21 protein-coding genes, 1 tRNA gene and 1 pseudogene are annotated in these 22693 nt (G+C 61.4%); 7 read left to right on the top strand and 16 right to left on the bottom strand.

The features are described 5' to 3' along the window. Positions 1-3 precede the first annotated feature (3 nt). The 7 genes from NKJ20_RS23060 to NKJ20_RS23030 form a co-directional block, all read right to left on the bottom strand. Positions 4-798 carry a TatD family hydrolase gene (locus tag NKJ20_RS23060; protein WP_352448924.1) on the bottom strand — a complete coding sequence of 265 codons (795 nt, stop codon included), beginning with the start codon at positions 796-798 and terminating at the stop codon, positions 4-6. After that, the gene (gene metG, locus NKJ20_RS23055) at positions 798-2348 is read right to left on the bottom strand and encodes a methionine--tRNA ligase (RefSeq protein ID WP_352448923.1); all 1551 of its coding nucleotides are present in this window, start codon (positions 2346-2348) and stop codon (positions 798-800) included. Before metG ends, NKJ20_RS23060 begins: the two co-directional genes overlap by 1 nt. Positions 2349-2501: 153 nt before the next feature. Next, positions 2502-3557: a DNA polymerase III subunit delta' gene (locus NKJ20_RS23050; protein WP_352448922.1), complete on the bottom strand. Its 1056-nt coding sequence runs from the start codon at positions 3555-3557 to the stop codon at positions 2502-2504. Next, positions 3554-4228 (bottom strand): dTMP kinase, encoded by a 675-nt coding sequence (tmk, locus tag NKJ20_RS23045; RefSeq protein WP_352448921.1) that lies wholly within the window; start codon positions 4226-4228, stop codon positions 3554-3556. Before tmk ends, NKJ20_RS23050 begins: the two co-directional genes overlap by 4 nt. 64 nt (positions 4229-4292) lie before the next feature. Then, the gene (locus tag NKJ20_RS23040) at positions 4293-5423 is read right to left on the bottom strand and encodes a D-alanyl-D-alanine carboxypeptidase family protein (protein ID WP_352448967.1); all 1131 of its coding nucleotides are present in this window, start codon (positions 5421-5423) and stop codon (positions 4293-4295) included. A gap of 130 nt (positions 5424-5553) precedes the next feature. After that, entirely contained in the window at positions 5554-6777 is a 1224-nt protein-coding gene (locus NKJ20_RS23035; RefSeq protein WP_352747217.1) for a septal ring lytic transglycosylase RlpA family protein, read from the bottom strand. A gap of 271 nt (positions 6778-7048) precedes the next feature. Beyond that, positions 7049-7933, bottom strand: coding sequence for a GNAT family N-acetyltransferase (locus NKJ20_RS23030; RefSeq protein ID WP_352747214.1), 885 nt, complete (start codon positions 7931-7933; stop codon positions 7049-7051). Positions 7934-8239: 306 nt separating this feature from the next. On the opposite strand from NKJ20_RS23030, the gene NKJ20_RS23025 reads away from it, so the two are divergent. From NKJ20_RS23025 to rimO, 4 genes are all read left to right on the top strand, one after another. After that, a tRNA-Ser gene (locus NKJ20_RS23025) sits at positions 8240-8329 on the top strand. A 277-nt stretch (positions 8330-8606) separates the two neighbouring features. After that, positions 8607-9014: a DUF930 domain-containing protein gene (locus NKJ20_RS23020; RefSeq protein ID WP_352747212.1), complete on the top strand. Its 408-nt coding sequence runs from the start codon at positions 8607-8609 to the stop codon at positions 9012-9014. A 190-nt stretch (positions 9015-9204) separates the two neighbouring features. Continuing rightward, positions 9205-9864 carry a TerC family protein gene (locus NKJ20_RS23015; RefSeq protein ID WP_023675054.1) on the top strand — a complete coding sequence of 220 codons (660 nt, stop codon included), beginning with the start codon at positions 9205-9207 and terminating at the stop codon, positions 9862-9864. Positions 9865-10015: 151 nt separating this feature from the next. After that, positions 10016-11329, top strand: coding sequence for a 30S ribosomal protein S12 methylthiotransferase RimO (gene rimO, locus NKJ20_RS23010; RefSeq protein ID WP_352747209.1), 1314 nt, complete (start codon positions 10016-10018; stop codon positions 11327-11329). Between the two features lie 62 nt (positions 11330-11391). Here the strand turns inward: rimO and NKJ20_RS23005 are convergent, their stop codons facing one another. The 8 genes from NKJ20_RS23005 to NKJ20_RS22970 form a co-directional block, all read right to left on the bottom strand. After that, a complete protein-coding gene (locus tag NKJ20_RS23005) occupies positions 11392-12459 on the bottom strand; it encodes a BMP family ABC transporter substrate-binding protein (protein ID WP_352448917.1) in 1068 nt (355 codons plus the stop codon). A gap of 47 nt (positions 12460-12506) precedes the next feature. Further along, the gene (locus tag NKJ20_RS23000) at positions 12507-13481 is read right to left on the bottom strand and encodes an ABC transporter permease (RefSeq protein ID WP_352448916.1); all 975 of its coding nucleotides are present in this window, start codon (positions 13479-13481) and stop codon (positions 12507-12509) included. Further along, the gene (locus NKJ20_RS22995) at positions 13481-14593 is read right to left on the bottom strand and encodes an ABC transporter permease (protein ID WP_352448966.1); all 1113 of its coding nucleotides are present in this window, start codon (positions 14591-14593) and stop codon (positions 13481-13483) included. Before NKJ20_RS22995 ends, NKJ20_RS23000 begins: the two co-directional genes overlap by 1 nt. Further along, positions 14590-16182 (bottom strand): ABC transporter ATP-binding protein, encoded by a 1593-nt coding sequence (locus NKJ20_RS22990; protein ID WP_502894945.1) that lies wholly within the window; start codon positions 16180-16182, stop codon positions 14590-14592. Before NKJ20_RS22990 ends, NKJ20_RS22995 begins: the two co-directional genes overlap by 4 nt. Positions 16183-16334: 152 nt before the next feature. Continuing rightward, complete coding sequence (locus NKJ20_RS22985) at positions 16335-17312, bottom strand: quinone oxidoreductase family protein (RefSeq protein ID WP_352747203.1); 978 nt, start codon at positions 17310-17312, stop codon at positions 16335-16337. Between the two features lie 18 nt (positions 17313-17330). Beyond that, positions 17331-18107, bottom strand: a complete 777-nt coding sequence (pcsA, locus tag NKJ20_RS22980; RefSeq protein WP_502894951.1) for a phosphatidylcholine synthase — start codon at positions 18105-18107, stop codon at positions 17331-17333. A gap of 35 nt (positions 18108-18142) precedes the next feature. Then, on the bottom strand, positions 18143-18757 hold the full coding sequence (locus NKJ20_RS22975; RefSeq protein WP_352471871.1) for a DUF1326 domain-containing protein: 615 nt from the start codon (positions 18755-18757) through the stop codon (positions 18143-18145). Positions 18758-18771: 14 nt separating this feature from the next. Continuing rightward, positions 18772-19668 (bottom strand): DUF2182 domain-containing protein, encoded by an 897-nt coding sequence (locus tag NKJ20_RS22970; RefSeq protein WP_352747200.1) that lies wholly within the window; start codon positions 19666-19668, stop codon positions 18772-18774. Between the two features lie 103 nt (positions 19669-19771). On the opposite strand from NKJ20_RS22970, the gene NKJ20_RS22965 reads away from it, so the two are divergent. After that, complete coding sequence (locus NKJ20_RS22965) at positions 19772-20980, top strand: UbiH/UbiF family hydroxylase (RefSeq protein ID WP_352747197.1); 1209 nt, start codon at positions 19772-19774, stop codon at positions 20978-20980. Between the two features lie 221 nt (positions 20981-21201). Beyond that, complete coding sequence (gene hspQ / locus NKJ20_RS22960) at positions 21202-21525, top strand: heat shock protein HspQ (protein ID WP_352613626.1); 324 nt, start codon at positions 21202-21204, stop codon at positions 21523-21525. A 123-nt stretch (positions 21526-21648) separates the two neighbouring features. On the opposite strand, the gene NKJ20_RS22955 is transcribed toward hspQ, so the two are convergent. Then, positions 21649-22278, bottom strand: a complete 630-nt coding sequence (locus tag NKJ20_RS22955; protein ID WP_352448908.1) for an invasion associated locus B family protein — start codon at positions 22276-22278, stop codon at positions 21649-21651. Between the two features lie 231 nt (positions 22279-22509). On the opposite strand from NKJ20_RS22955, the pseudogene NKJ20_RS22950 reads away from it, so the two are divergent. Next, positions 22510-22693 (top strand): annotated as a pseudogene (locus NKJ20_RS22950) (ABC transporter substrate-binding protein); the annotation flags it as partial.

The raw sequence follows: 22693 nt of genomic DNA, 5'->3' as shown, positions 1-22693 counted from the left end.
GCGTCAGGCGCCCGGCGCGCTCGGGCGCGGCATTTTCCTGAACAGCCGGAAGAAATTATCCGTGGTGATATTAGCGATCTCGGCCTCGCTGAAGCCGATCGTCTCGGCCAGCACCTTGGCTGTATGCGCGACATAGGCGGGCTCATTACGCTTGCCGCGAAACGGGATCGGCGCAAGGTATGGCGCGTCGGTTTCGACCAGCAGACGGTCGCGCGGCACATCGGCGGCGACGGCGCGCAGCTCGGCGGAGTTTTTGAAGGTGAGGATGCCGGAAAACGAGACGTAGCCGCCAAGCGCCACGCCGATCTCGGCCAGCCGGCGCCCCGACGAAAAACAGTGCAGGATGAAGGGGAAGGCGCCCTTCCCCGTTTCTTCTTCGAGGATATCAGCCATGTCGTCGTCGGCGTCGCGCGAATGGATGACCAGCGGCAGACCGGTCACGCGCGCCGCGGCGATGTGGGTGCGAAAGCCCTGCGCCTGTGCGTCGCGCGGCGCATGATCGTAGAAATAGTCGAGTCCGGCCTCGCCGATCGCCACCACTTTGCGATGAGCAGAGAGCCGCACCAGATCATCGACAGTGACATCAAGCTCTTCGGCCGCATTATGCGGGTGGGTGCCGACCGAGCAATAGACCTCATCGAAAGTCTCTGCAATCTCAAGCACTTGGTTAAATCGCCTAACCCTCGTCGAGATCGTCACCATTCGGCCGATGCCGGCCGCTAGGGCGCGGGCGACAATGGCCGCCCGCTCTTCGGCGAAATCCGGAAAGTCGAGGTGGCAGTGACTGTCGACCAGCATCAGGCGTTCGCGTCCTGCTTTTCGTAACGCGGAAAGACCGCCTCCGGCGCGGGCAATGCCGTGCCGGGCACCAGCGCATAGTCGGCGTGGACATGCGCAAAGTCACGGTTGTTTGCCGGCACCGCCAGCAGGTCGAGCAGCTTTGCAGCCGACCCCGGAACAAAGGGCTGGCAGAGCAGCGTCACGCGCCGGACGACTTCGATCGTCGTCCACAGAACTGTCTTCATACGGTCCGGATCGCTTTTGCTTAGCGCCCAGGGTTGCTGAGAGGCGAAATAGCGGTCAGCTTCGGCCACCACTCCGAAGATCGCCGCCAGCGCCAAATGGATGCCCTGATCCGCCATCGCCTTTCGCGCGACGGCGAGTGCCCCCACCGCTTGGTCGAGGATGGCGCTGTCGGCTTCGGTCAGTTCGCCGCGCTTTGGCACCGCGCCGCTGCAGTTCTTGGCGACCATCTTCAGCGAGCGCTGCGCCAGATTGCCGAGGCCATTGGCAAGGTCGGCATTGGTGCGGTTGACGATCGCATCATGGCTGTAGCTGCCGTCCTGGCCGAACGGCACTTCGCGCAGCAAGAAATAGCGCACCTGGTCGAGGCCGTAGTGCTCGATCATCGCGAACGGGTCGATGACGTTGCCGACCGACTTCGACATTTTCTCGCCGCGGTTGAACAAAAAACCATGCGCGAACACGCGCTTCGGCAATTCGATGCCAGCCGACATCAGGAAAGCCGGCCAGTAGACCGCGTGGAAGCGGACGATGTCCTTGCCGATGACGTGCGCGTTTGCCGGCCAGAACGACCATCTCTCATTGGCCGGATCCGGATAGCCGGCGGCGGTGATGTAGTTGGTCAAGGCGTCGACCCAGACATACATCACATGCTTCTCGTCGCCCGGCACCGGGATGCCCCAGTCGAACGTGGTGCGCGAGATCGATAGGTCCTTCAGGCCGGACCTGACGAAGCTCATCACCTCATTGCGCCTCTCGGCAGGACCGACGAAATCGGGCTGGTTTTCGTAAAGTGCAAGGAGCCTGTCCTGATAAGCCGACAGCCGGAAGAAGTAGCTCTCTTCCTCGACCCATTCGACCGGCGTCCCCTGCGGCCCGTAGCGGACATTGTCGCTACGCACCTCGGTCTCTTCTTCGCCGTAATAGGCTTCGTCACGCACCGAGTACCAGCCGGCATAGCCGCCTTTATAGACGTCGCCATTGGCGGCCATCGCCTTCCAGATCGCCTGCGAGGCCTTGTAGTGCCGCTTTTCCGTGGTGCGGATGAAATCGTCGTTGGAGGCATTGAGCGCGACGGCCATGCGCTCGAAATCGGCCGAGTTGCGGTCTGCCAGATCGCGCGCTGAAATACCTTCTCTCTTCGCCGTCTGCAGCATCTTGATGCCGTGCTCGTCGGTGCCGGTGAGAAAGAGCACGTCCTTACCGTCGAGCCGCTGGAAGCGGGCCAGCGCGTCGGTGGCAATCAACTCGTAGGCATGGCCGATATGCGGTTTGCCGTTCGGATAGGAAATAGCCGTCGTGACGTAGTATTTTTCGCGTGCCATGGATGAGCCGTCATGAATGTCTGAATGAAAGATGTCGCGGTGAGATATCGCATCGAAACGGCAATTGCCATCCGACGCCAATGTGGTGGCTTCGAAGTTCCTGCGATTGATTGGGATCAATACTCAGGGGCTTCAAAGCCACGCCGGCGGCCGTCACATTCGCATTGCAGAATTCAGGCGGTCGATCATGGTCAGGGCGTGCTGCTTTTTGTCGAGATTGTAGGTCTCGGTTTCAGATATAGCGTTCAAAGCCTCGTGCCAAGTATCCGACAGCGTTTTGGCCCGCGCGAGATCGCCGGCGAGCGCGGCCTGGCTGGCGCCGGCCGACAGCAGATCAAGCGCGCGGCGATTGAATATCTCGAACGGGATCGCCTGGTCGCGGCCGGCGACCGCCTCGGCAAGACGGTAGGCGCCTGCGACATCTATCTTCTTGGACATCACCAGGGCGTCGAGGGTGGCGGCGATTTCGAGCCCTCCATACTGCGTCAACAGGATCGCATTGCGCGCGCTGCCCCCTGCCCGCTCCGCCAGCGCCGCGCGCGCCCCAGGATCCTCCGGTGGCGGCGGCTCGATGCCTTCCAGAACCGTCATCAAGCTCTCGGCATCTAGCGGCGCCAACCGCACCATCTGGCAGCGCGACCGGATCGTCGGCAGCAGACTGCCCGGCGCATGGACGATGAGGATGAACAAGGTGCGCGCGGGTGGCTCTTCAAGATTCTTCAGCAAGGCATTGGCAGCATTGGTGTTCATGTCGTCGGCGGGATCGACGATAACCACCCGGTAGCTGCCGTCGTGCGAGGTCAGCGACAGAAAACGGCTGACCTTGCGGATTTCGTCGACCGTCACCACTGTCTTGAAGCTCTTGGTCTTGTCGTTCGCCGGGCGTGTAAGATGCAGCACCGAAGGATGCGCGCCGGTGGCGATCTGTCGAAACAGCGACGAAGCCGGATCTGGAACGGCAAGGCTCTCCGGCGCCTGCTCGAAGGCCGGGTGCTTCAACAGATGATGCGCCAGGTGAAAGGCCAGCGTCGCCTTGCCGATGCCAACCGGTCCGGCAAAGATCAGTGCGTGCGGCAGCTTTCCCGAGCGGTAAGCGGTGGCGAGCATGTTGGCCGCCTGCAGGTGACCGACAAGACGCGGCGTCTCGGATGGCTCGGGCACCCCGTCCAGCGTATCGTGCTGTTCGGGCGCGATGCGTTCGAAAATCATGCTGGCGCCGCCTGCCTTCTTTGCGCCGGCATCATCCTCTCGAGAGCCGCGAAGACCGCGGCGGTAACGACATCCTCCACCGCATCTAGGTCGGCTGAGGCATCGACGACAACGCAGCGTTCGGGTTCAGCTGAGGCGATCGCGAGAAACGCCTCGCGCCGGCGTTGGTGGATGGCCAATGTTTCTTTCTCGAAGCGGTCCGGTCCGTCACTGCTGCCCCGCCGGGCGGTAGCGCGCCTCAGGCCCTCGGCGGGGTCGATGTCGAAGATCAGTGTCATGTCCGGCACCATGCCGTTGATGGCGACCTTCTCCAATGCGTCCATAAATGCCGGGTCGAGGCCGCCGGTGACGCCCTGGTAGACGCGCGAGGAATCCATGAAACGATCGCAAAGCACGACCGAACCGCGCTCGACTGCCGGCCGGATGACCTGTTCGACATGGTCGGAACGCGCAGCGGCGAAAAGCAGCGCTTCCATCTTGGGGCCGAACGGCTCGGCTGCGCCTGAAAGCAGGACATGCCTGACCGCCTCCGCGCCCGGCGAGCCACCCGGCTCACGCGTCACCAGCACATCGTATTTCTTGGCGCGCATCTTCTTTGCCAGCCGCTCGATCTGCGTCGACTTGCCTGCTCCTTCGCCGCCTTCAAAAGTGATGAAAAATCCGCGCGCCAAAGCCTTTGTCCATACTTCGGGGACCGTATAGTCCCGGCGGGAAAAAAGGTCCACCGCGACGGTGCTAACGCAGCCAGCCGACGGCCAGTTCCTTGGCGGCATCGAGCGCGCGCTGCGGCAGCGAACCGACACCGATCGACTCGGCGGCAAACAGCGGCGTCTCCTGGCTCAGCGTATCGCCGATCCAGACGCGCAGCGTACCCACCGGCTGCCCCTCCTCCACCGGCGCTGCCACCGGTCCGTCATAGACGATCCTGGCGGTGAGCTTGTCGCGGTTGGTGATCGGCAGGAAGATCTGCACCGGTCCTTTTGCCTTTAACGCGACACCGGACTTGGCGCCGCCAAAGACCTGGGCTTCGCCAACCACTTCGTCCTTGGCGAATACTTCAGTCTTCTCGAAGGAGCGAACGCCCCAGTCGAGCAGCTTTCGCGCTTCCTCAGCACGCTCACGGTCGTTTGCCAGGCCGCTCATCGCCGCGATTACCCTTGTGCCGTTGTGGCTGACCGAGCCGACAATGCCGAACCCGGATTGCTCGCTGGCACCGACCGCGAGCCCGTCGGCGCCTATGTCCATGGCCAGTAGCGGATTGCGGTTCCTCTGGGAAATCTTGTTCCAGGTAAAATCCTTCTGGCCGTAATAGCGGTAGAGATCCGGGTAGTTGCGCCAGATATGCAGCGCCAGAAGCGCGAGTTCGCGAACGCTCGTTTGCTGCCCATCGGCCGGCAGACCGGTGGAATTGACGAAAGTCGATTTCTGCAAGCCGATCTGGCGGGCACGCTCGGTCATCTGCGCCGCGAAGTTTGCTTCGGACCCGGCCATCCCTTCAGCGATGACGATACAGCCGTCATTGGCCGCCTGCACGGTCACGCCCTGGATCAGGTCTTCCAGCCGGATCGTCGACTTGAGCTTGGCGAACATGGTCGATGTCCCCGAAGGAGCGCCGCCTTTGCGCCAGGCGTTCTCGCTCACCACGAAGGTGTCATCGAGCGTCATGCGCCCTGATTTGATGGCGTCGAAAACCACTTCCATCGTCATCAGCTTGGCCAGCGAGGCCGGCGGGATCAACCTGTCGGCGTCCTTGGAAAACAGCACGGTTCCGGTTTCGGCATCGATCATGAAGGCCTGCGCGGCCTTGGTCTCGAAAAGCTGAGCTGAGGCCTGCGCAAGCGAGAGCAGCAGCAGGCCGAGCGCCATAAGCCCGGTGAAAGGGTGAAAAGATTTCATCAGGTTCGACCAGTGAGCCGGCGCTTTTGCAAGTTGGCAGAAGCTATCAGGCTTTTGCCTGGCGTATCAATCGCGCACGAAAAAACCAGGCAGCCCGAGCTCAGTTGCGTACAGCAAGCGCATCCGGCGCACCATGCGACCACGCTGCCTGCAGCATCTCGTCCAGGCTGCCACGACCGTCGGCAAAGAGGTTGACCGAGTACCAGTCCTTGCCTTCAAGTTCCGAGCGCTGGATCTCGGTCTTGCCGAAGCTGGAAAGCTGGGCCGCCACACGCTCCGCTTCGGCGGCATTCTCGAACGAACCCGCCGCGACATAGTCCGTGGGCGACCCGGTTGGAGGAGCTTGCCGCTTCCACGATTGAAGAATTTCGGCGGGCGACATGCCGGCGCCATCCAGCTCGGCAAACGCGTTGGAGGCGCGTTGCACGCGCTCGTCCGCGTAAGACAGCGACGCCACGGTGAACGGCGATTGCGCCGGCAGGTTGATCTCCGGGCGCTCCGGCACGATCGGGCCGAAATCGGGCAGTACAATGTCTCCCAAAGCAGATGCTTGCACTGCCGTGACAGGCCCTGCATCGGATCCCTGCCCGGAATTCGTCAGCTGACCGGGGAACGGCACGGCAGCAGCGCTCACCGGCAGGCTTGGCGACGGCCCATTCATCGCGACCATGACATCGCTGGGCAGGCCGTCCGACGGATCCGGCGCCCTGTTGCCTGGACGATACGAAGCCATAAGATACTGCCCGTCATTGCCTTCGAGCGGCGCACGGCCGACATATTCGACCTTCACCTCGGCCGTACCGATGTTGGCATAATCGAGCATTTCAGCAGCGCGCTTCGACACATCGATGATGCGTCCATCATGATAGGGTCCGCGGTCGTTGACGCGCACGATCACCGAGCTGCCGGTCTTCATGTTGGTGACCCGCGCATAGCTCGGCAGCGGCATGGTCGGATGCGCCGCCGTCAGATCTGCCATGTCGTAGACTTCGCCGTTGGCGGTCAACCGGCCGTGGAAGGCCTCACCGTACCAGGATGCGAGGCCAACCTTGGCGTAACGTTTGTCTTCCTTCGGATAATACCACTTGCCGCGCACCTGATAGGGCTTGCCGAGCTGGTCGCGTCCGCGAGACGTCTTGAACATGACGCGCGGGCTGGCTTTCACGCCGTATTCGGCTTCGGAAAAATATTCCTTGGAGCGAGGTTTCTTGTTGACCATCGCCTTTTGCTGCGGCCCGGCACATGCTGCAAGAAAGGCTGCCGACAAGGCAAACAGCGCGAAAGCGGAAGCGCGACGAAGACGCGGGCGCGCCGTGGTCTGCATATTTTGATTGTCCCCTATAGCATCGACGAAGGCACCGCAGCATGAACGTCAGCGATGCCAAAGCACCCAATCCAGAAACGCCGGCGACGCCCTACCCCAATCCTTTTTGTGCGCAGGAATTGTTTATCACCGTATTAACCGATTGTGGTCGGAACCGGGCGAGATTGTGGCACGGACCGCCTCGCTGATCGGCATGAAAATCATCGCTGATCGATCAGCAATGTGGTTCGTGGCGCGTTGCCCTTGGCTTGGCGTGTCTGCGAGCGCAGATTCAGGGACCGAATATCACAAGTTCGGTGAACGTCAGATCTCCAGGTGCGGGTGGTCTGGGACCTTTGTAGTATTTCAGCCCCTTGTTGGGGCGGTACCATCCCACCAAGCCTGGAATCGGCTCCTTGGCGTCGACAAAGCAAACCAGGATTCCGCTTCGCAAGAGAAAGCGCCCCATCGCGCCGGCGCAGCGGCTCAAATCCGCAAGCGAGCGGCAATAGATGACCTGATGGCACTGGATAACACCGTGCAACATTCGGCGCGGCATCAATACCAGGGGGAACGCTGCTCCGTCGCAGATGCAGATCAACGACAGGCAGCCCAGCGCGGCGTGTTCCGAGAGTATGTATCTCTCACTCTCGGGCAGCATCGCCAATTCCGGAAGATCGGGACGCACTTCGACCACGCGACATGACCGCTGCGTCGAACTTAAAGCCGGCAAGAAGGTAAATTGTCCGCTGGAGAAGAGCCGAAAGCCTAGCGCCCGGTTGGCTTTCAATGTCGCTTGTGCCGGCGAAATGTTCGTGTAGGTCACGTCCTTCCGCTTGAGAACCGCCGCAACCAACATGGCGCCATAGGGACGGAAATCTGCATCGACTGACCAGCTTGAAAGATTGCAGCGGATTTCGTCGCCCTCTGGCCCCTGGTAGCGAGCATAAAGGGTGAGCACAACGCCGACGATCCGACCGGCATGCTCCAAAACAAAGCCATATCGTGGGAACTCGGCAACCGCAGGCCGCTGCGACAAACGGGTCAGAGCGTGTATCCAGTAACTCCGGTTACGCGCCGGAAAGCCCCTGCACAGGCAATCAACCACTCCCTCCCAGTCGGTTTCGCGGATTGGTCTACAGCGAAGACCGGGCGGGAGAGCGCCAAGTACGGCCAAAATCAACTCCAGAATACGATTTACTTACATGTGCCTAATGCGCTCCACATATCAGCGCTCAACGATTAATAGTCCGTGCGGGTTTTAAAAACGATTTTCCACACTCAGCACAAACACAGCTTGCCATGACGCTGCTCACGCCCTGGATCGCGCCGAAAGGTGCGGCCGCCACGGTTGACTTGGCGTTGAATGCGGCTTTACAGGGATGGAGCGCGAACCGGTCGGGGAACGTCCTGGTGCCAATCCGGTACCGACAGCTCGAACCCGCTCCTCTCGCGATATCCTAAGTGATTGAAAAATCACCTTGGAGGGATGGCCGAGCGGTTTAAGGCACCGGTCTTGAAAACCGGCATGGGTGCAAGCCCACCGTGGGTTCGAATCCCACTCCCTCCGCCAGATCCGTTTCTTGAATCCTGCAGGCATGGACGTCGAGTTTTCCGCTCGTCGGATTCTCGACTGCCTGGGTTTAACAGGCCGGTCCGCTTCGGGGAGAACCGCCGCTCTGCCCCATGCAGCGCACCACCTCTCGCGTCGCTGAAATGCGACAGGTGCTGATCGTGGCAACGATACCAAAGTACCGGTGATACTATTGCGTAATCAACAACCTGCCACAAAGCGAAGTCTATCACCCGCCGCGCAGCCGCGCTCGTCGGGTTGATTTCTCCGCCCGAATATGATGCTTCTCCCGCCTATGAATAAACTATTTTCTGCGGTCCTCGGATGGACGATAGTGGCTTGGCCGGCCAGCGCGATGGACAGCGCATTGCGCGCCGGCCTGCTGAAACTCGATCCGCAAACCCGGCTGGAGCAGCGATGCGACGCCGAAATTCTCGACCGGATTACCCGCGACGACCACAAATACAAAGCCGATCGTGTCGTCGCCTACGCTTTTGCGACGCCCGAAATGGGCGCCGATGCGATCAAGAGCCCGGGTGCTGCGTTTCGCAGCAAGGGACAGTGGTACCGGCTGAAATTCAAATGCGAAACAGCGCCGGACCATATGCAAGTCCTGCAGCTCCGCTATCGGATCGGTGATGAAATTCCGGAAAGCGACTGGCCCAAATACAATCTCTATAACTAGGCATTCGCGACCTGTGGCCGCATTTTGCCGGTGTTCGGGCCGATCGTCGCAAACTCTGTATATTGCCGCAATAACGGGCGGTTTGCCGACCTTGTTCCAACCAGTCCCTTGACGCGCAGGAACCATACACGTTAGGCCCTCCAGGCATTCGACGCGAACGGTCGGCCAACCAGCAAGGGACTTCCAGTCGATGGAAATTTTCACTGCCGCGGGCTTCTCGGCCCTGCTCCAGGTCATCGCCATCGACCTCGTGCTTGCAGGCGATAACGCCATCGTCATCGGTTTGGCCGCGGCGGGCTTGCCGGTCGAGCAGCGCAAGAGAGCGATTCTCATCGGCGTGGTGGCGGCGACGGTGCTGCGTATCGGTTTTGCTGCGATCACCGTCACCCTGTTACAGATTGTCGGCCTGCTGCTGGCCGGCGGCATCTTGCTGCTGTGGGTGTGCTGGAAGATGTATCGCGAGCTGCGCACGTCGTATGCTGACGAGGTGGAGGCGACCGAAGCGCTGTCCAATTCCGATATCAACAGCGATGATATGGTGGCCGGCAAGGCGCGCAAGAAGACCTTGGGTCAGGCGGCATTGCAGATCGTCATCGCCGACGTGTCGATGTCGCTCGACAACGTACTGGCGGTCGCCGGCGCGGCGCGCGATCACTTCCAGGTGCTGGTGATAGGCCTCGTCCTGTCGATCGCGCTGATGGGCCTTGCCGCGAGCTTCATCGCCAAGCTGCTGCACCGCCATCGCTGGATCGCCTATATCGGCCTTTTGATCATCTTTTATGTCGCACTCGATATGATCTACCGGGGCGCGGTGGAAGTCTTGCCGCATGTCAGCAGTGCGGTGAGCTGACACGCCGACTCGAATTCTCATCGGCCGGCCTTTCAGCTTCGGCGAGCCTTCGGCGACGCTGGCGGTTGCGTTTCGCCGCAGCCGCTGCCCATACCAATGCCGCGACAAGTGTGGTACTGCGCCGCCAATCCTGAAAATCCGGAAAGCTTTGATGTCCGCCCCTCGCGTCAGTTTCGTCAGCCTTGGATGCCCGAAAGCCCTTGTGGATTCGGAGCGCATTATCACCCGCCTGCGCGCCGAAGGCTACGAGATCGCCCGCAAGCACGACGGCGCCGACCTGGTCGTCGTCAACACCTGTGGCTTCCTCGATTCGGCTCGCGACGAATCGCTCAACGCCATCGGCTCCGCACTTTCGGAGAATGGCAAAGTTATCGTCACCGGCTGCCTCGGCGCCGAGCCGGACGTCATCCGTGAAAGACATCCGAACGTCCTCGCCATCACCGGACCACAAGCTTATGAAAGCGTGATGGCGGCGGTGCATGAGGCTGCCCCCCCGAGCCATGATCCCCACATCGACCTTTTGCCGCCGCAAGGGGTCAAGCTCACGCCGCGCCACTATGCGTATCTCAAGATTTCGGAAGGCTGCAACAACCGCTGCACCTTCTGCATCATCCCGGCGCTGCGTGGCGACCTCGTATCGCGGCCGGCCGCCGACGTGTTGCGCGAAGCCGAGAAGCTGGCCAAGGCCGGGGTCAAGGAGATCCTCGTCATCTCGCAGGATACCAGCGCCTACGGCATCGATATCAAATACCGGACCAGCATGTTCGGCGATCGCGAAGTGCGGGCGAAATTCCTCGATCTATCGGAAGAACTGGGCAAGCTCGGTGTCTGGGTGCGCATGCACTATGTCTATCCCTACCCGCATGTCGCGGACGTCATCCCATTGATGGCCGAAGGCAAGATTCTTCCCTATCTCGATATCCCATTCCAGCACGCCTCGCCGCAGGTGCTGAAGAACATGCGCCGGCCCGCTCATGGCGAAAAGACGCTCGAGCGCATTCGCGGCTGGCGCGACGTCTGCCCGGACCTTGCCATCCGCTCCACCTTCATCGTCGGCTTCCCCGGCGAGACGGATGACGATTTCGAGATGCTGCTCGACTGGCTGAACGAGGCCAAGATCGACCGCGCCGGCTGTTTCAAATACGAGCCGGTCAGAGGCGCCCGCTCCAACGAGCTCGGCCTCGAGCAAGTGCCGCAGGAGATCAAGGAAGCCCGCTGGCACCGCTTCATGCAGCGCCAGCAGAAGATTTCGGCAACGCAGCTCACCAAGAAAATTGGCAAGCGCCTGCCGGTCCTGATCGACGAGGCGCATGGCAATTCGGCCAAGGGCCGGACCAAATACGACGCGCCCGAAATCGACGGTTCGGTCCATATCCAGTCGCGGCGGCCACTGCGCGCCGGCGACATCGTCACGGTCAAGATCGAGCGCGCCGACGCTTACGACCTTTACGGCTCAGCAGTCTGATATTCGTCCAAAATGAAAAGGGCGCCGCGTGGCGCCCTTTCGTTCGATATGTTTCCGACCACCTACTGCGGCAGCTTGTCGTCGACGCCCTTCACGTAGAAATTCATGCCGAGCAACGTCGCGTCGTCGGCGACCTCGCCCTCCTTCAGCCAAGGTGTGCCGTCCTGCTTGGCGATCGGCCCGGTGAAGGGGTTCCAGCCGTCGGCGATCTTCTTGGTGGTGGCTTCGGCCATCGCCTTGACGTCGTCGGGCATGTTGGTGAACGGCGCCAGCTTGACGGCGCCGTCCTTAATGCCGAGCCAGACATTGTCGGGCTTCCAGGTGCCGTCGAGCGCCGCCTGGACGCGGCTGATGTAGTAGGGACCCCACTCGTCGGTCAGCGCGGTCAGCTGCGCGTGCGGCGCGAACTTGATCATGTCGGAGGACTGCCCGAAGCCGTGCAGCTTGCGCTCCTCCGCCACCTGCAAGGCAGCGGTCGAGTCGGTGTGCTGGACGATGATATCGGCGCCCTGGTCGAACAATGCCTTGGCAGCATCGGCCTCCTTGCCCGGATCGAACCAGGAGTTCACCCACACGATCTTCGCCTTGAAGTTCGGGTTGATCGACTGTGCGCCGAGCATAAAGGAATTTATGCCCATCACCACTTCCGGGATCGGGAAGGAAACGATGTAGCCGGCGACGCCCGACTTCGATTGCTTGGCGGCGATCTGGCCAAGCACGTAGCGGCCTTCGTAGAAACGCGCATTGTAGATGCCGAGATTTTCGGCCGTCTTGTAGCCGGTGGCGTGCTCGAACATCACCTTGGGGAATTTCTTGGCGATCTTTACTTCCGGGTCCATGAAGCCGAAGGACGTGCCGAAAATGATCTTGCATCCCTCGCGCGCCAGGCGCTCGAAGGCGCGGTCGGCATCGGGGCCTTCGGAGACGTTTTCGAGATAGGCGGTCTCGACCTTGTCGCCGAGTGCCTTTTCCACCTCGAGGCGGCCTTGGTCGTGCTGGTAGGAGTAGCCGAAATCGCCGATCGGGCCGGTGTAGACCCAGCACGCCTTCAGCTTGTCCGCCGCCTCGGCTGATGCCGCCAGCGACAATGCGGCCGTCGCCGCCATCAGGGCAATAAGCAGTTTTTTCATTGTGTTACCTCTCTGAGTTAAGCCTTGGAGCTTCCGTCTTTTTGTTGTCAACGATCCGGAACGAATGGCTGGCCCAAGGAGGCCGGCGTGTTCATCATCGTCAAACGCTTGTTGCGCGAGATTAGAACGAGAACCACGACGGTTGCCAGATAGGGCAGCGAAGAAAGCAGTTGCGAGGGAAACGATTTTAAGAACGCAATTAACTTGTAGAGCAACCAGGGCGCGTCGACGAAGTCCTGCAGATTTATGGCTTGGACGTGAAGCTGGCCAACCCAGATCGCGCCGAAAATATAGGCGCCGGCCAGCACCCGCCATGGCCGCCAGGAGGCGAAGACGACCAGAGCCAGCGCGATCCAGCCGCGGCCGGCGGTCATGTTCTCCACCCATTGCGGTGTGTAGACCAGCGATAGGTGACCGCCGGCGAGGCCGGCACAAGCGCCGCCGAAAATCACTGAGAGATAGCGGTAGCGGATGACGTGGATGCCAAGCGCATGGGCGGATGCATGGCTGTCGCCGATCGAGCGCAGCGTGAGCCCGGTGCGGGTCTTGAACAGGAACCACATGACGGCGGCGGTCAGCGCGATCGAGATGTAGAAGATTGGATCCTGGCCGAACAGCAGCCTGCCAACGACCGGGATTGCGGTCAGGCCGGGAATATCGAGGTTTGGCAGCCTTTCGCCGGGCTGACCGACAAAATTCGTTCCCATCATGCCGGAAAGGCCGAGGCCGAGCAGTGTCAGCGACAGGCCGGTGGCCACCTGATTGGTGGCCAGCGACAGCGTCATGACGGCGAACAGCAGCGAGAACACTGCCCCCATGGTGATTGCCGCCAACAGCCCTATCCAAGGCGAGCCGGTGAGATAGCCGGCGCCGAAACCGCCGACGGCACCCATGATCATCATTCCTTCGACGCCGAGATTGAGCACACCCGAACGTTCGACCACCAGTTCGCCGATCGCCGCGATCAGCAGCGGCGTCGCCGCCGTCGCGATGGTCAAGAGGATGTTGACGGTGATGTCCATCAGCGGGCTTCCTCCAGCTTCGGCCCTGCCTCGAGCTTCGGCGCGGAAAAGCCGGTCAGGCGAATGCGGTAATGGATGAGCGTGTCGCAGCCGAGCACGAAGAACAAAAGCATGCCCTGGAACACGCGCGCCACCTTGTCGGAGATGCCGAGCGCGCTTTGCACTGCCTCGCCGCCCAGATAGGTCAGCGCCAGCACAAGGCCTGCGGCGACGATGCCGAGCGGATTGAGCCGGCCGAGAAATGCCACGATGATAGCGGTAAATCCGTAGCCGGGCGAGATCACCGGCTGCAATTGTCCGATGGCTCCCGAGACCTCCGAAATCCCTGCAAGTCCGGCCAGTGCGCCCGACAGCAGGAAGGCAAAGAAGACCATGCGGTTAAGGCCAAACCCGGCGAAGCGCCCTGCCCTTGGGCTTGAGCCGAGCACGCGGACCTCGAAGCCTTTCAGCATACGGCTCATCAGGATCCAGATCAGTATCGCCGCGATCAGCGCGAAGACAAATCCCCAGTTTGCCCGGCCGGATTCCGGGAGGAGTTCCGGCAGTATGGCCGAGTCGTTGAACTGGATGGTCTGCGGGAAACCGTGGCCCTGCGGATCGCGCCACGGCCCGCGTACGAGCCAATCGAGGAAGAGCTGGGCGACATAGACCAGCATCAGGCTGGTCAGGATCTCGTTGGTGTTGAAGCGCGTCTTCAGCAGTGCCGGGATTGCAGCATAGGCGGCCCCACCGACCATGCCGAGCAGAAGCATCAGCGGCAGCACCAATGGGCCTTCGAACTGCGGAAACAGCACGGGGATGATCGAGCCGACAATGCCGCCCAGGATGAACTGGCCTTCGGCGCCGATGTTCCAGATGTTGGCCTTGTAGCAGACCGACAGTCCGACCGCGATCAGGATCAGGGGGGCGGCCTTGATCGCCAGCTCATGCAACTGCCAGACCTGGCTGATCGGTTCGATGAAGTAGATGCGGAACGCGGTCAACGGGTTGACGCCGAGCAGCGCGAACATGATGGCACCGGCAATGATCGTCAAAACGAAAGCGATGAAAGGCGAGAGTGCCGAAAACAGCATCGAGCGCTGCGGGCGTTTTACAAGTTCGAGGCGCATCAGGCCGTCTCCAGCGTATGTTCGGCATGACCGGGTTCGGCGCCGCCCATCAGCAGCCCGATTTTCTCGAACGTCGCTTCAGCTATCGGCAGCGGCTTCGACAGTTCGCCATTGTGCATGACCGTGATCGCATCGGAAATCTCGAACAGCTCGTCGAGGTCCTGGCTGATCACCAGCACCGCCGAGCCGCTGCGCGCCAGTTCGATCAGCGCCTGGCGGATGTGGGCCGCCGCACCCGCGTCGACCCCCCAGGTCGGCTGATTGACCACCAAGACGCTCGGCCGGCGGTCGAGTTCGCGGCCAACGATGAATTTCTGCAGATTGCCGCCCGAAAGAGCCGCAGCCTCCGGATCCGGCGCGCTCTTGCGCACGTCCATTGCCTTTATGATGCGCTGGGCAGCGGTATGGATCGCATCGGCCTTGACCATTCCACCGGCGCCGACAAACATCTTGCCATCGGTGGCGTGGCGCGACAGAAGCAGGTTCTCCGAAAGCTTCATGCGCGGTGCTGCGCCATGGCCGAGCCGCTCTTCCGGGACGAAGGCAGCGCCCATCAGACGCCTGCCGGTGATGGTGAGGCCGCCGGCATCCTTGCCGCGGATGCGGACCGAGCCGGCATCCTGCTGCAGCACCTCGCCGGAAACGGATTCGAAGAATTCGCCCTGGCCGTTGCCGGCCACACCGGCAATGCCGATCACCTCGCCGGCGCGGACCTCGAGATTGATGTTCCTGAGCGGGATCGAGAACGGGGTCGCTGGCTTGCGGGTGAGTTCGCGGATTTGAAGCAGCACCGGCGCGGTCTCGATACCCTCGGCCGGCGCCCGCACCACGGCCAGCACTTCGTTGCCGACCATCATCCGCGCCAACGAAGACGCGGTTTCCTGGCGCGGATTGCAATGGCCGACCACCTTGCCGTGACGCAGCACGGTGGCGCGGTCGCAGATCCGTTTGACCTCTTCCAGCCGGTGCGAAATGTAGAGGATGGACTTTCCTTCCGAACGCAGCCGTTCGAGCGTCTCGAACAACTTATCGGCCTCCTGCGGCGTCAGCACCGAAGTTGGTTCGTCGAGGATGATGAGTTGCGGCGTCTGCAGCAGGCAGCGGATGATTTCGATACGCTGACGCTCGCCGACCGACAGATCACCGACCAGCGATAGCGGATCGAGAGGCAGGCCGTAACTGTAGGAGAGCGCCCTCGCCTTGGCCGCGATCGTGCTGATCGGCGAGCCGTCATCCAGCGACAGCGCGATGTTCTCCGCCGCCGTCAGCGCTTCGAACAGGGAAAAATGCTGGAAAACCATGCCGATGCCGAGCTTTTTTGCGGTGCCGGGGCTGGTGATCCTGACCGCCTGGCCATTCCAGAAAATCTCGCCGGAATTCGGTTCCAGCGATCCAAACAGCATTTTCACCAGGGTCGACTTGCCGGCGCCGTTCTCACCAAGCAACGCATGGATCTCGCCCTTGGCGATGTTGAGATCGACATGGTCGCACGCCGTCAACGTGCCGAATATCTTTGTGAGGCCGCGAACCTCAAGCAGGTTTGCGCCGTCCTGATCTGCACTCACGGTGCCTCCATCTGGTTTGCCAGACATGTTCTGTGTTCCCGCAACCATCGTATGCGCGGGCTGCTCTCTACGGTAAGCGCCTCACGACTTGAAAGAGCTTCAAGAATTTCAGCGGAAACTCAAGCGGTAAAGAGCAGTTCGCAAGAACGGCGGCGTCGGCGGCCCGAAACTGCGGGCGCCTAAGGGATAAGTATTGTTGTCCCGGTGGTCCGGCGCCCTTCGAGATCGGAATGCGCTTTGCCGGCCTCGCTGAGCGCGTAACGCTGGTTGATCTTGATCTTGACGGCGCCGCTGAGCACCACACCGAACAAGGCGGCGGCGGAAGCCTCGAGGTCTTCGCGCCTGGCATTATAGACGAACAGCGTCGGCCGCGTTGCGAACAGCGAGCCCTTCTGCGCCAGCAACGAGATGCTGAAGGGCGGGATCGGCCCAGACGATTGACCGAAGCTGACGAAAGTGCCGAGCGGCCGCAGGCAATCGAGCGAGGCTGGAAATGTGTCGTTGCCGACTGAATCGTAGACAACGTCGCATTTCTTGCCACCGGTGACAGCGGCAACGCCGGCCACGAAATCCTGTTCGCGATAGTTAATCACGTGGTCGAAGCCATGCGCCTTGGCGAGCTCGATCTTGTCGGTGGAACTCGCCGTGCCGATCACTGTCGCGCCGAGATGCTTGGCCCATTGGCCGAGGATCAGCCCGACACCGCCGGCCGCCGCATGAAACAGGATCGTGTCGCCGGCTTTCACCTTGAATGTACGGCGCAACAGATATTCGGCGGTCATGCCCTTTAGCATCATGGCTGCGGCCTGTTCGTCGCTGATGCCGTCCGGCACCTTCACCACGCGGTCGGCGGCGATCACGCGCTGCCCGGCATAGGCGCCGGTCGTCACGGCGTAGGCGATGCGATCGCCGGGTTTGAGCCAGTCGACATCCGAGCCGACATCCAAGACCACGCCGGCCGCCTCGCCGCCAGGGACCAGCGGAAATCCGCCCTGCGGCGGATAAAGGCCAGAGCGATAATAGACGTCGATGAAATTGAGACCGATCGCGGTATGCTTGACCAGGATCTGTCCCGAGCCCGGCTGCCCGGGATCGGCATCCTCATAGGTCAGGACCTCCGGGCCGCCATGGGCATGGATGCGGATCGCTTTGGACATTTTCTGGCTCTCTTGGGATCAGGCTTTCTTATCCGGCTTGGCGCCGAGATTTGGGAAGAACTGCATGATAGCGCCGATGCAGGCGAGGTAAAGCCCGGTGAACGTAATCCCGAACTTGATGAAATCGCTGACCTGCTCGCCCAGCACGCCGATCTGGTCGTAGAAGGAGGCAAGTGCGGCCTGCGCCAGCGCCAGCGCGCCGAAAGCGCACCAAAGCAGCGTCATGCCGAGATTGATTGGCCGCAGCCGCTTCACCCGCACCGGATGGATGAAATTGATCGGCACGAAGGTGAGAATGGCGGCCACCACGACCACCGCGAAAGAAACCCATTGTCCGGGCTCGATGACGAACAGCGTGAACACCACCATGTTCCAGACGACCGGAAAGCCCTTGAAGAAATTCTCCTTCGTCTTCATGCCGGTATCGGCATAGTAGATTGCGCTCGACACCACGATGATCGCCGCCGACAGGAACGACAGGCGCTCGCCCATGAAGCCGCGCTGATAGAGCGCGAAGGCCGGAATCAACACGTAGGTCACGTAGTCGATGATGTTGTCGAGCAGTTCGCCCGACCAAGTCGGCAGGATTTCCTTGACATCGAGCTTCCTGGCGATCGGCCCGTCGATGCCGTCGACGAAAAGCGCCAGCCCCAGCCACCAGAACATCGCCGTCCAGCGCTGCTCGCTTGCTGCCACTAGCGACAGAAACGCCAGGAATGAGCCCGACGCGGTCAAGAGATGGACCGAGAACGCCCGCGCCTGAGGCCATGTGACTTTCTTCTTCGGCCGCGGAATCCGGTCGGCGATTTTCCTGGCCGTCGTCTTCTTGCTCACGGGCCCCGCCAGTCCAGCTTGCAGATTTCGGCCGAACGGCCAGCAAAGTTCCAGTTGCGGCCAAAGGCCCGCATTTTGCTCTTGTCGGATTTGGCGACGATGATTTCCGGCGCAATCCAGTATTCCGAATTGCTGATGACCGTATCCTTGTCGCGATCCTTGCCGGTGATTGGCGTCACCGCACCATCGATGATCTTCGGTATCTGAAAGATGCGTGTTTTCTCACGCGTCTCGTAGGTGATCGGCACCTGCTCGGCGCCGAGGAACTGTCCGACCAGGATGGAGAGCAGCGATGTGGTTCCACCGGCCTTGCCGGTGAATATCTTCGTCAGTCCCTTCACAGCGTAAACCGAGGCGCGCTTGTCGATGAACAGGCCCGCCGTCCAGTTGCCGCGGCTCATATAACCGGGGATTTCCATGACCAGCCCAAGATTGAGGCCGGACAGGTCGACCTCGCCGAAATGGCCGGCATCGATCCGGAACCCCGCCCAGGTTTGGCAATAGCCTTCCGTAGGCGGATGATTGCCGAGCGACAGAACGCAAGGGCAAAAAACCGTGCAATTGCAGGAAAGTATGAGCTCTCCCTTCATTGCCCAGTTTTGATCTGTCATCGAATTCTCCCCCCTCATGCCGAGACTACTAGTAGCGCGGCTGCCCAGACAAGCAGTATCGCACCGCCCAACCGCGTCGGCAGATTGCCTGCCGTCTGTTTTTCGACCAGGCTGAACAAGCCGATCAGCGCCATCCAGAACACGTTCATCACACCGACGGCAAACATTACCAGCATCAGCGCCCAGCAGCATCCAAGGCACCACAGGCCCTGCTCCATACCGAGCCGGAAAATGCGAATGGGCTTGGCGCTCCAGTTGGCGAACAGGACCGAGAACGGATTTCTGCACTTCTCCAGACAGGCTTCCTTCAGCCAGCTGAACTGATAGAGACCAGCGATCGACAGCGCGGCTGCTCCGGCAATTCCAAGCAGCGGATCGAGCATCTGCCCGGATGACACGAATGCATGGACTGCGAGCGTCAGGGCAGCGAATATTGCCGAGGCGGCAAGCCAGACGCTCAAATATCCAGCGACAAGGATCAGCGGATGGGCAACAGGTTCCCCCTTGATCCTGGCGGTATCTGCGATCTCGCAATAGGTGCGGATCATCGGCGCCGCGGAGGGCAGCATGGTCGCGATGGCCATCAACAGCCACATCGCGGTGAGTGCCCCGCCTTGCGCCCCTACGCTTGCGCGAAGCGGCGCCGGCGCCAGGCAAAGGGCGAAGAAACGCGCAAGGAAATCCGGCAGCGGCAGTTGCGGCAGGTATTCCAGCACGGCGTCGCCGGGTACATCGGCGCCCGGGAGCCGGCTCACCGCCCCCCGAACTGCCATTGCGCCGAGAAGGAGCCAGGCAACGGCGATGCCCATGCCGGCAACGACGCCCACCGTCAGTCGAGGGCTACATGCAACGCTCGCCATCGCGCGGCCGGTGCCGTCGAGGTGGCTGAAATCGTCTTGTTGGCCGGTCATGGCAACCGAATGGGCCGAATCGCCGCGTTGATCAAGCCGCATCACCTGACCTATATGGACCAGCAGGTCGGACGGGCCTCACCTCGCAATCCGGAAGCCGAATTTGAACCATCGGGAAACAGCACGGATACTGGTCGCCGGCAGCGGCCCTGCGGGGCTGATCGCGGCGCTTGGCTTTGCCGAGGCGGGCTTTCCCGTGACGCTCGTCGGACCCGAGGCAGCCGGCCTCGACGGCCGGACGACAGCCTTGATGAACCCTGCCCTGAAGATGTTCGAACGGCTAGGGATCTTCGACGGAATCAGGCCGCACGCAGCGCCGCTCAAGGTGATGCGTATCGTTGACGCAACCAACCGGCTGATCCGCAGCCCGACAGTGACCTTTCGCGCCAGCGAGATCAACGAAGAGCAATTCGGGCTGAACTTGCCCAACAGCGTTCTCAACCGCACGCTAGCCGAGGCCGTCGCGCATTCGGGCATCGAATGGCGAAAGTCGATGGTGGAGGCATGGCGCCTCGATGCCGACCATGCCCATGCCGTTCTCGCCGACGGCAGCGAGGTTGAGGCATCGTTGGCAGTTGCCGCCGATGGCCGTCAGTCGCCGGCCCGCGAGGCAGCCGGCATCCGCACCTCGATCCGATCCTATCCGCAGGCGGCGTTGGTGCTCAATTTCGGTCACCGCAGCGACCATGCCTTCACCTCGACCGAATTCCACACCGAGACCGGTCCGTTCACACAGGTTCCCCTGCCCGGCAACCGGTCCAGCCTTGTCTGGGTGCTCGAACCCGATATCGCCAAGGACCTTGCAGCACTCGACGACGCCGAGCTTTCGACGCGGGTCGAACAGCGGATGCAATCGATGTTGGGCCGCGTGTCGGTTGAGCCCGGCCGGCAGGTCTACCCCCTTTCAGCGGTGAGCCCGTGGCGGTTTGCGCATCGCCGCGTGGCACTTGTCGGTGAAGCCGCCCACGTGTTTCCCCCAATTGGCGCGCAGGGCCTCAATCTCGGCATCCGGGACATCGACGACCTGATTGGTGCCGCAAGCAGAAACCGCTCGGACCCGGGCGCCCCCAAGGCGCTTGCAGCCTATGATTTCAAGCGGCGGCCGGACATTCTGGCGCGCAGCAGCGCGGTCAACCTGCTCAACATGTCGTTGCTTTCCGACATGCTGCCGGCTCAGATGGTGCGCAGCGCTGGCCTTGGCGCGCTTGAGGGGTTTGCGCCGTTACGGGCGTTTTTCATGCGCGAGGGTCTTCGACCCGGCAGCGGTTTTGCGGCGTTTTTTGGCGGATTGCGAAAACCGGCTGAGCGATAGCGATCTTGGCCACCGCCCTTGATCCGCATCTCGCGATGCTCAACCCGGCATCACGGGGATCGGGATTGAATTGACGCGGCGTCTGCGCCAAATAATGACGATGTCGACCTTAAGGTCTGGGCCAATCTTTGCCGGACCGGTGCGTAAGAATCTAAAGTCCTGGAGCGTTCCTTGCGTGTTCCAGGATGCGTGGCGTTCAAGAAGTTCAAGTGGTGAGTGCGATGAAGACAGCCAAATTCTCGATCGGACAGGTGGTTCGGCACCGGCTGTTTCCGTTCCGCGGCGTCATTTTCGACGTCGATCCGCAATTCGCCAATACTGACGAATGGTACGAGGCGATCCCCGCTGACGTGCGGCCGCGCAAGGACCAGCCTTTCTATCATCTGCTCGCCGAGAATTCCGAAACGGAATACATCGCCTATGTGTCCGAGCAGAATTTACTCGAGGACCGGTCGGGCGAACCGGTCCGGCATCCGCAGATTGGTGAAATGTTCGACAAGAAGCCTGACGGGCGCTACGAGCCGAAGTACCAATTGAGACATTGACTTAGCCGGGATCTGGCTGGACTGGGACAGGCTTGAGACATGGCTGGACCCGACAAACAGCCGGTCCAAACGAAAAAAGCGGGGCATGAACCCCGCTTTTTTGTTGGTTCGAAAACCCGTCGATCAGTTGGCGGCCTTCGCCTTTTCCTGCTCTTCCTTGAGCTTCTTGGCAAAATCCTGATTGTTCTTGGCGACGAACTCCTGGAGCTTCTTCTGTCGGTCCTCGATGTCCGACTGCTGCAGCGGCGGGCCGTCGAAGGCGCCGCTGAAGCCGGTCAGCGCAATCTTGATCGGGTTCGGCTGGTTCTGGAAATTGACCGAGGTGAGCGTCAGCGCCGATCCCTTCTTGAAGGATGCGACAAGCTGATCGCTCAGCGGCACTTCCGCCACGCAGCGATCCGGAAAACAGATCACATAGTCGAGCTTCTGCGCCTTGCCGCCGTCGATCTGGAGGCCGATGCCGGGAGGAACGAGACGGCCGGTCGGAACCGTCACCTGGAACACCTTGCGGTTCACCTTGCCCTTCAATTCGATCAGGCTGACGCCGGTGATGAGCTGGCCGTTGCCGGCGGTGGTGATGTTCTGGACATTGCAGATGTCGACGTCTTCCTGCTTGGTGCAGGCCTTGAACCAGCCTTGCGGAATCTGCTGTTGCTGCTGCGCGGAAGCAGCGGGAATCCCGGCGCCCAGAATGCCGACCACGCCAGCGGCCATGACCGACAGGCGGTACGCGTTGCTGTTCAGGCTCGTCATGTCGTGCATTCCTCTCAAATGATCCCGGAACCGGCTTTTTTCATGCCGTGTGGTCCAGCTACCTGTTGCCGAAATGAGGCAACAGAATGACTTCGGACGGCGTGTTACACTGCAAGCGGTGCCGAATCCAGCCCGGGTCTCGCGAATCTTGGCCAAGGGATAGGCTCAAGGGGTTGGCCGGTGCACGACCGGCTCATGTATGCTGCGCATCGAATCGGGAAGGAGACGGTCATGGGCCGCGTTGTCGTTTGGGTGATCGCCGCAATGTTGTTTGTCGGCCTTTCCCTGCAGCCGGCCCTGTCGGAACCGAAGCACGCGCTTGCCATGCAGGGCGAGCCGGCGCTGCCGGCCGACTATAAGCATTTCAACTACGTCAACCCCGACGCGCCGAAAGGCGGCAGCATTACCTATTGCG

It is taken from the genome of Mesorhizobium sp. M0185, from assembly GCF_040322175.1.
GTDB lineage: Bacteria > Pseudomonadota > Alphaproteobacteria > Rhizobiales > Rhizobiaceae > Mesorhizobium.
The sequence above is the reverse complement of the archived record's forward strand: the minus strand, read 5'-3'. Positions and strand labels throughout refer to the sequence as shown.

What these genes read in the sequence shown, in the direction of transcription:
- NKJ20_RS22985 (WP_352747203.1), bottom strand. Translation starts at nt 17,312, where the DNA reads ATGTCCAAAGCGATCCGCATCCATGCCCATGGCGGCCCGGAGGTCCTG.
- NKJ20_RS23020 (WP_352747212.1), top strand. Translation starts at nt 8,607, where the DNA reads ATGATGCTTCTCCCGCCTATGAATAAACTATTTTCTGCGGTCCTCGGA.
- NKJ20_RS23005 (WP_352448917.1), bottom strand. Translation starts at nt 12,459, where the DNA reads ATGAAAAAACTGCTTATTGCCCTGATGGCGGCGACGGCCGCATTGTCG.
- rimO (WP_352747209.1), top strand. Translation starts at nt 10,016, where the DNA reads ATGTCCGCCCCTCGCGTCAGTTTCGTCAGCCTTGGATGCCCGAAAGCC.
- hspQ (WP_352613626.1), top strand. Translation starts at nt 21,202, where the DNA reads ATGAAGACAGCCAAATTCTCGATCGGACAGGTGGTTCGGCACCGGCTG.
- NKJ20_RS22990 (WP_502894945.1), bottom strand. Translation starts at nt 16,182, where the DNA reads ATGTCTGGCAAACCAGATGGAGGCACCGTGAGTGCAGATCAGGACGGC.
- NKJ20_RS22955 (WP_352448908.1), bottom strand. Translation starts at nt 22,278, where the DNA reads ATGACGAGCCTGAACAGCAACGCGTACCGCCTGTCGGTCATGGCCGCT.
- NKJ20_RS23060 (WP_352448924.1), bottom strand. Translation starts at nt 798, where the DNA reads ATGCTGGTCGACAGTCACTGCCACCTCGACTTTCCGGATTTCGCCGAA.
- NKJ20_RS23015 (WP_023675054.1), top strand. Translation starts at nt 9,205, where the DNA reads ATGGAAATTTTCACTGCCGCGGGCTTCTCGGCCCTGCTCCAGGTCATC.
- NKJ20_RS23050 (WP_352448922.1), bottom strand. Translation starts at nt 3,557, where the DNA reads ATGATTTTCGAACGCATCGCGCCCGAACAGCACGATACGCTGGACGGG.
- NKJ20_RS22970 (WP_352747200.1), bottom strand. Translation starts at nt 19,668, where the DNA reads ATGACCGGCCAACAAGACGATTTCAGCCACCTCGACGGCACCGGCCGC.
- NKJ20_RS23000 (WP_352448916.1), bottom strand. Translation starts at nt 13,481, where the DNA reads ATGGACATCACCGTCAACATCCTCTTGACCATCGCGACGGCGGCGACG.
- metG (WP_352448923.1), bottom strand. Translation starts at nt 2,348, where the DNA reads ATGGCACGCGAAAAATACTACGTCACGACGGCTATTTCCTATCCGAAC.
- NKJ20_RS23040 (WP_352448967.1), bottom strand. Translation starts at nt 5,423, where the DNA reads ATGGCGCTCGGCCTGCTGCTGCTCTCGCTTGCGCAGGCCTCAGCTCAG.
- NKJ20_RS22975 (WP_352471871.1), bottom strand. Translation starts at nt 18,757, where the DNA reads ATGACAGATCAAAACTGGGCAATGAAGGGAGAGCTCATACTTTCCTGC.
- NKJ20_RS23035 (WP_352747217.1), bottom strand. Translation starts at nt 6,777, where the DNA reads ATGCAGACCACGGCGCGCCCGCGTCTTCGTCGCGCTTCCGCTTTCGCG.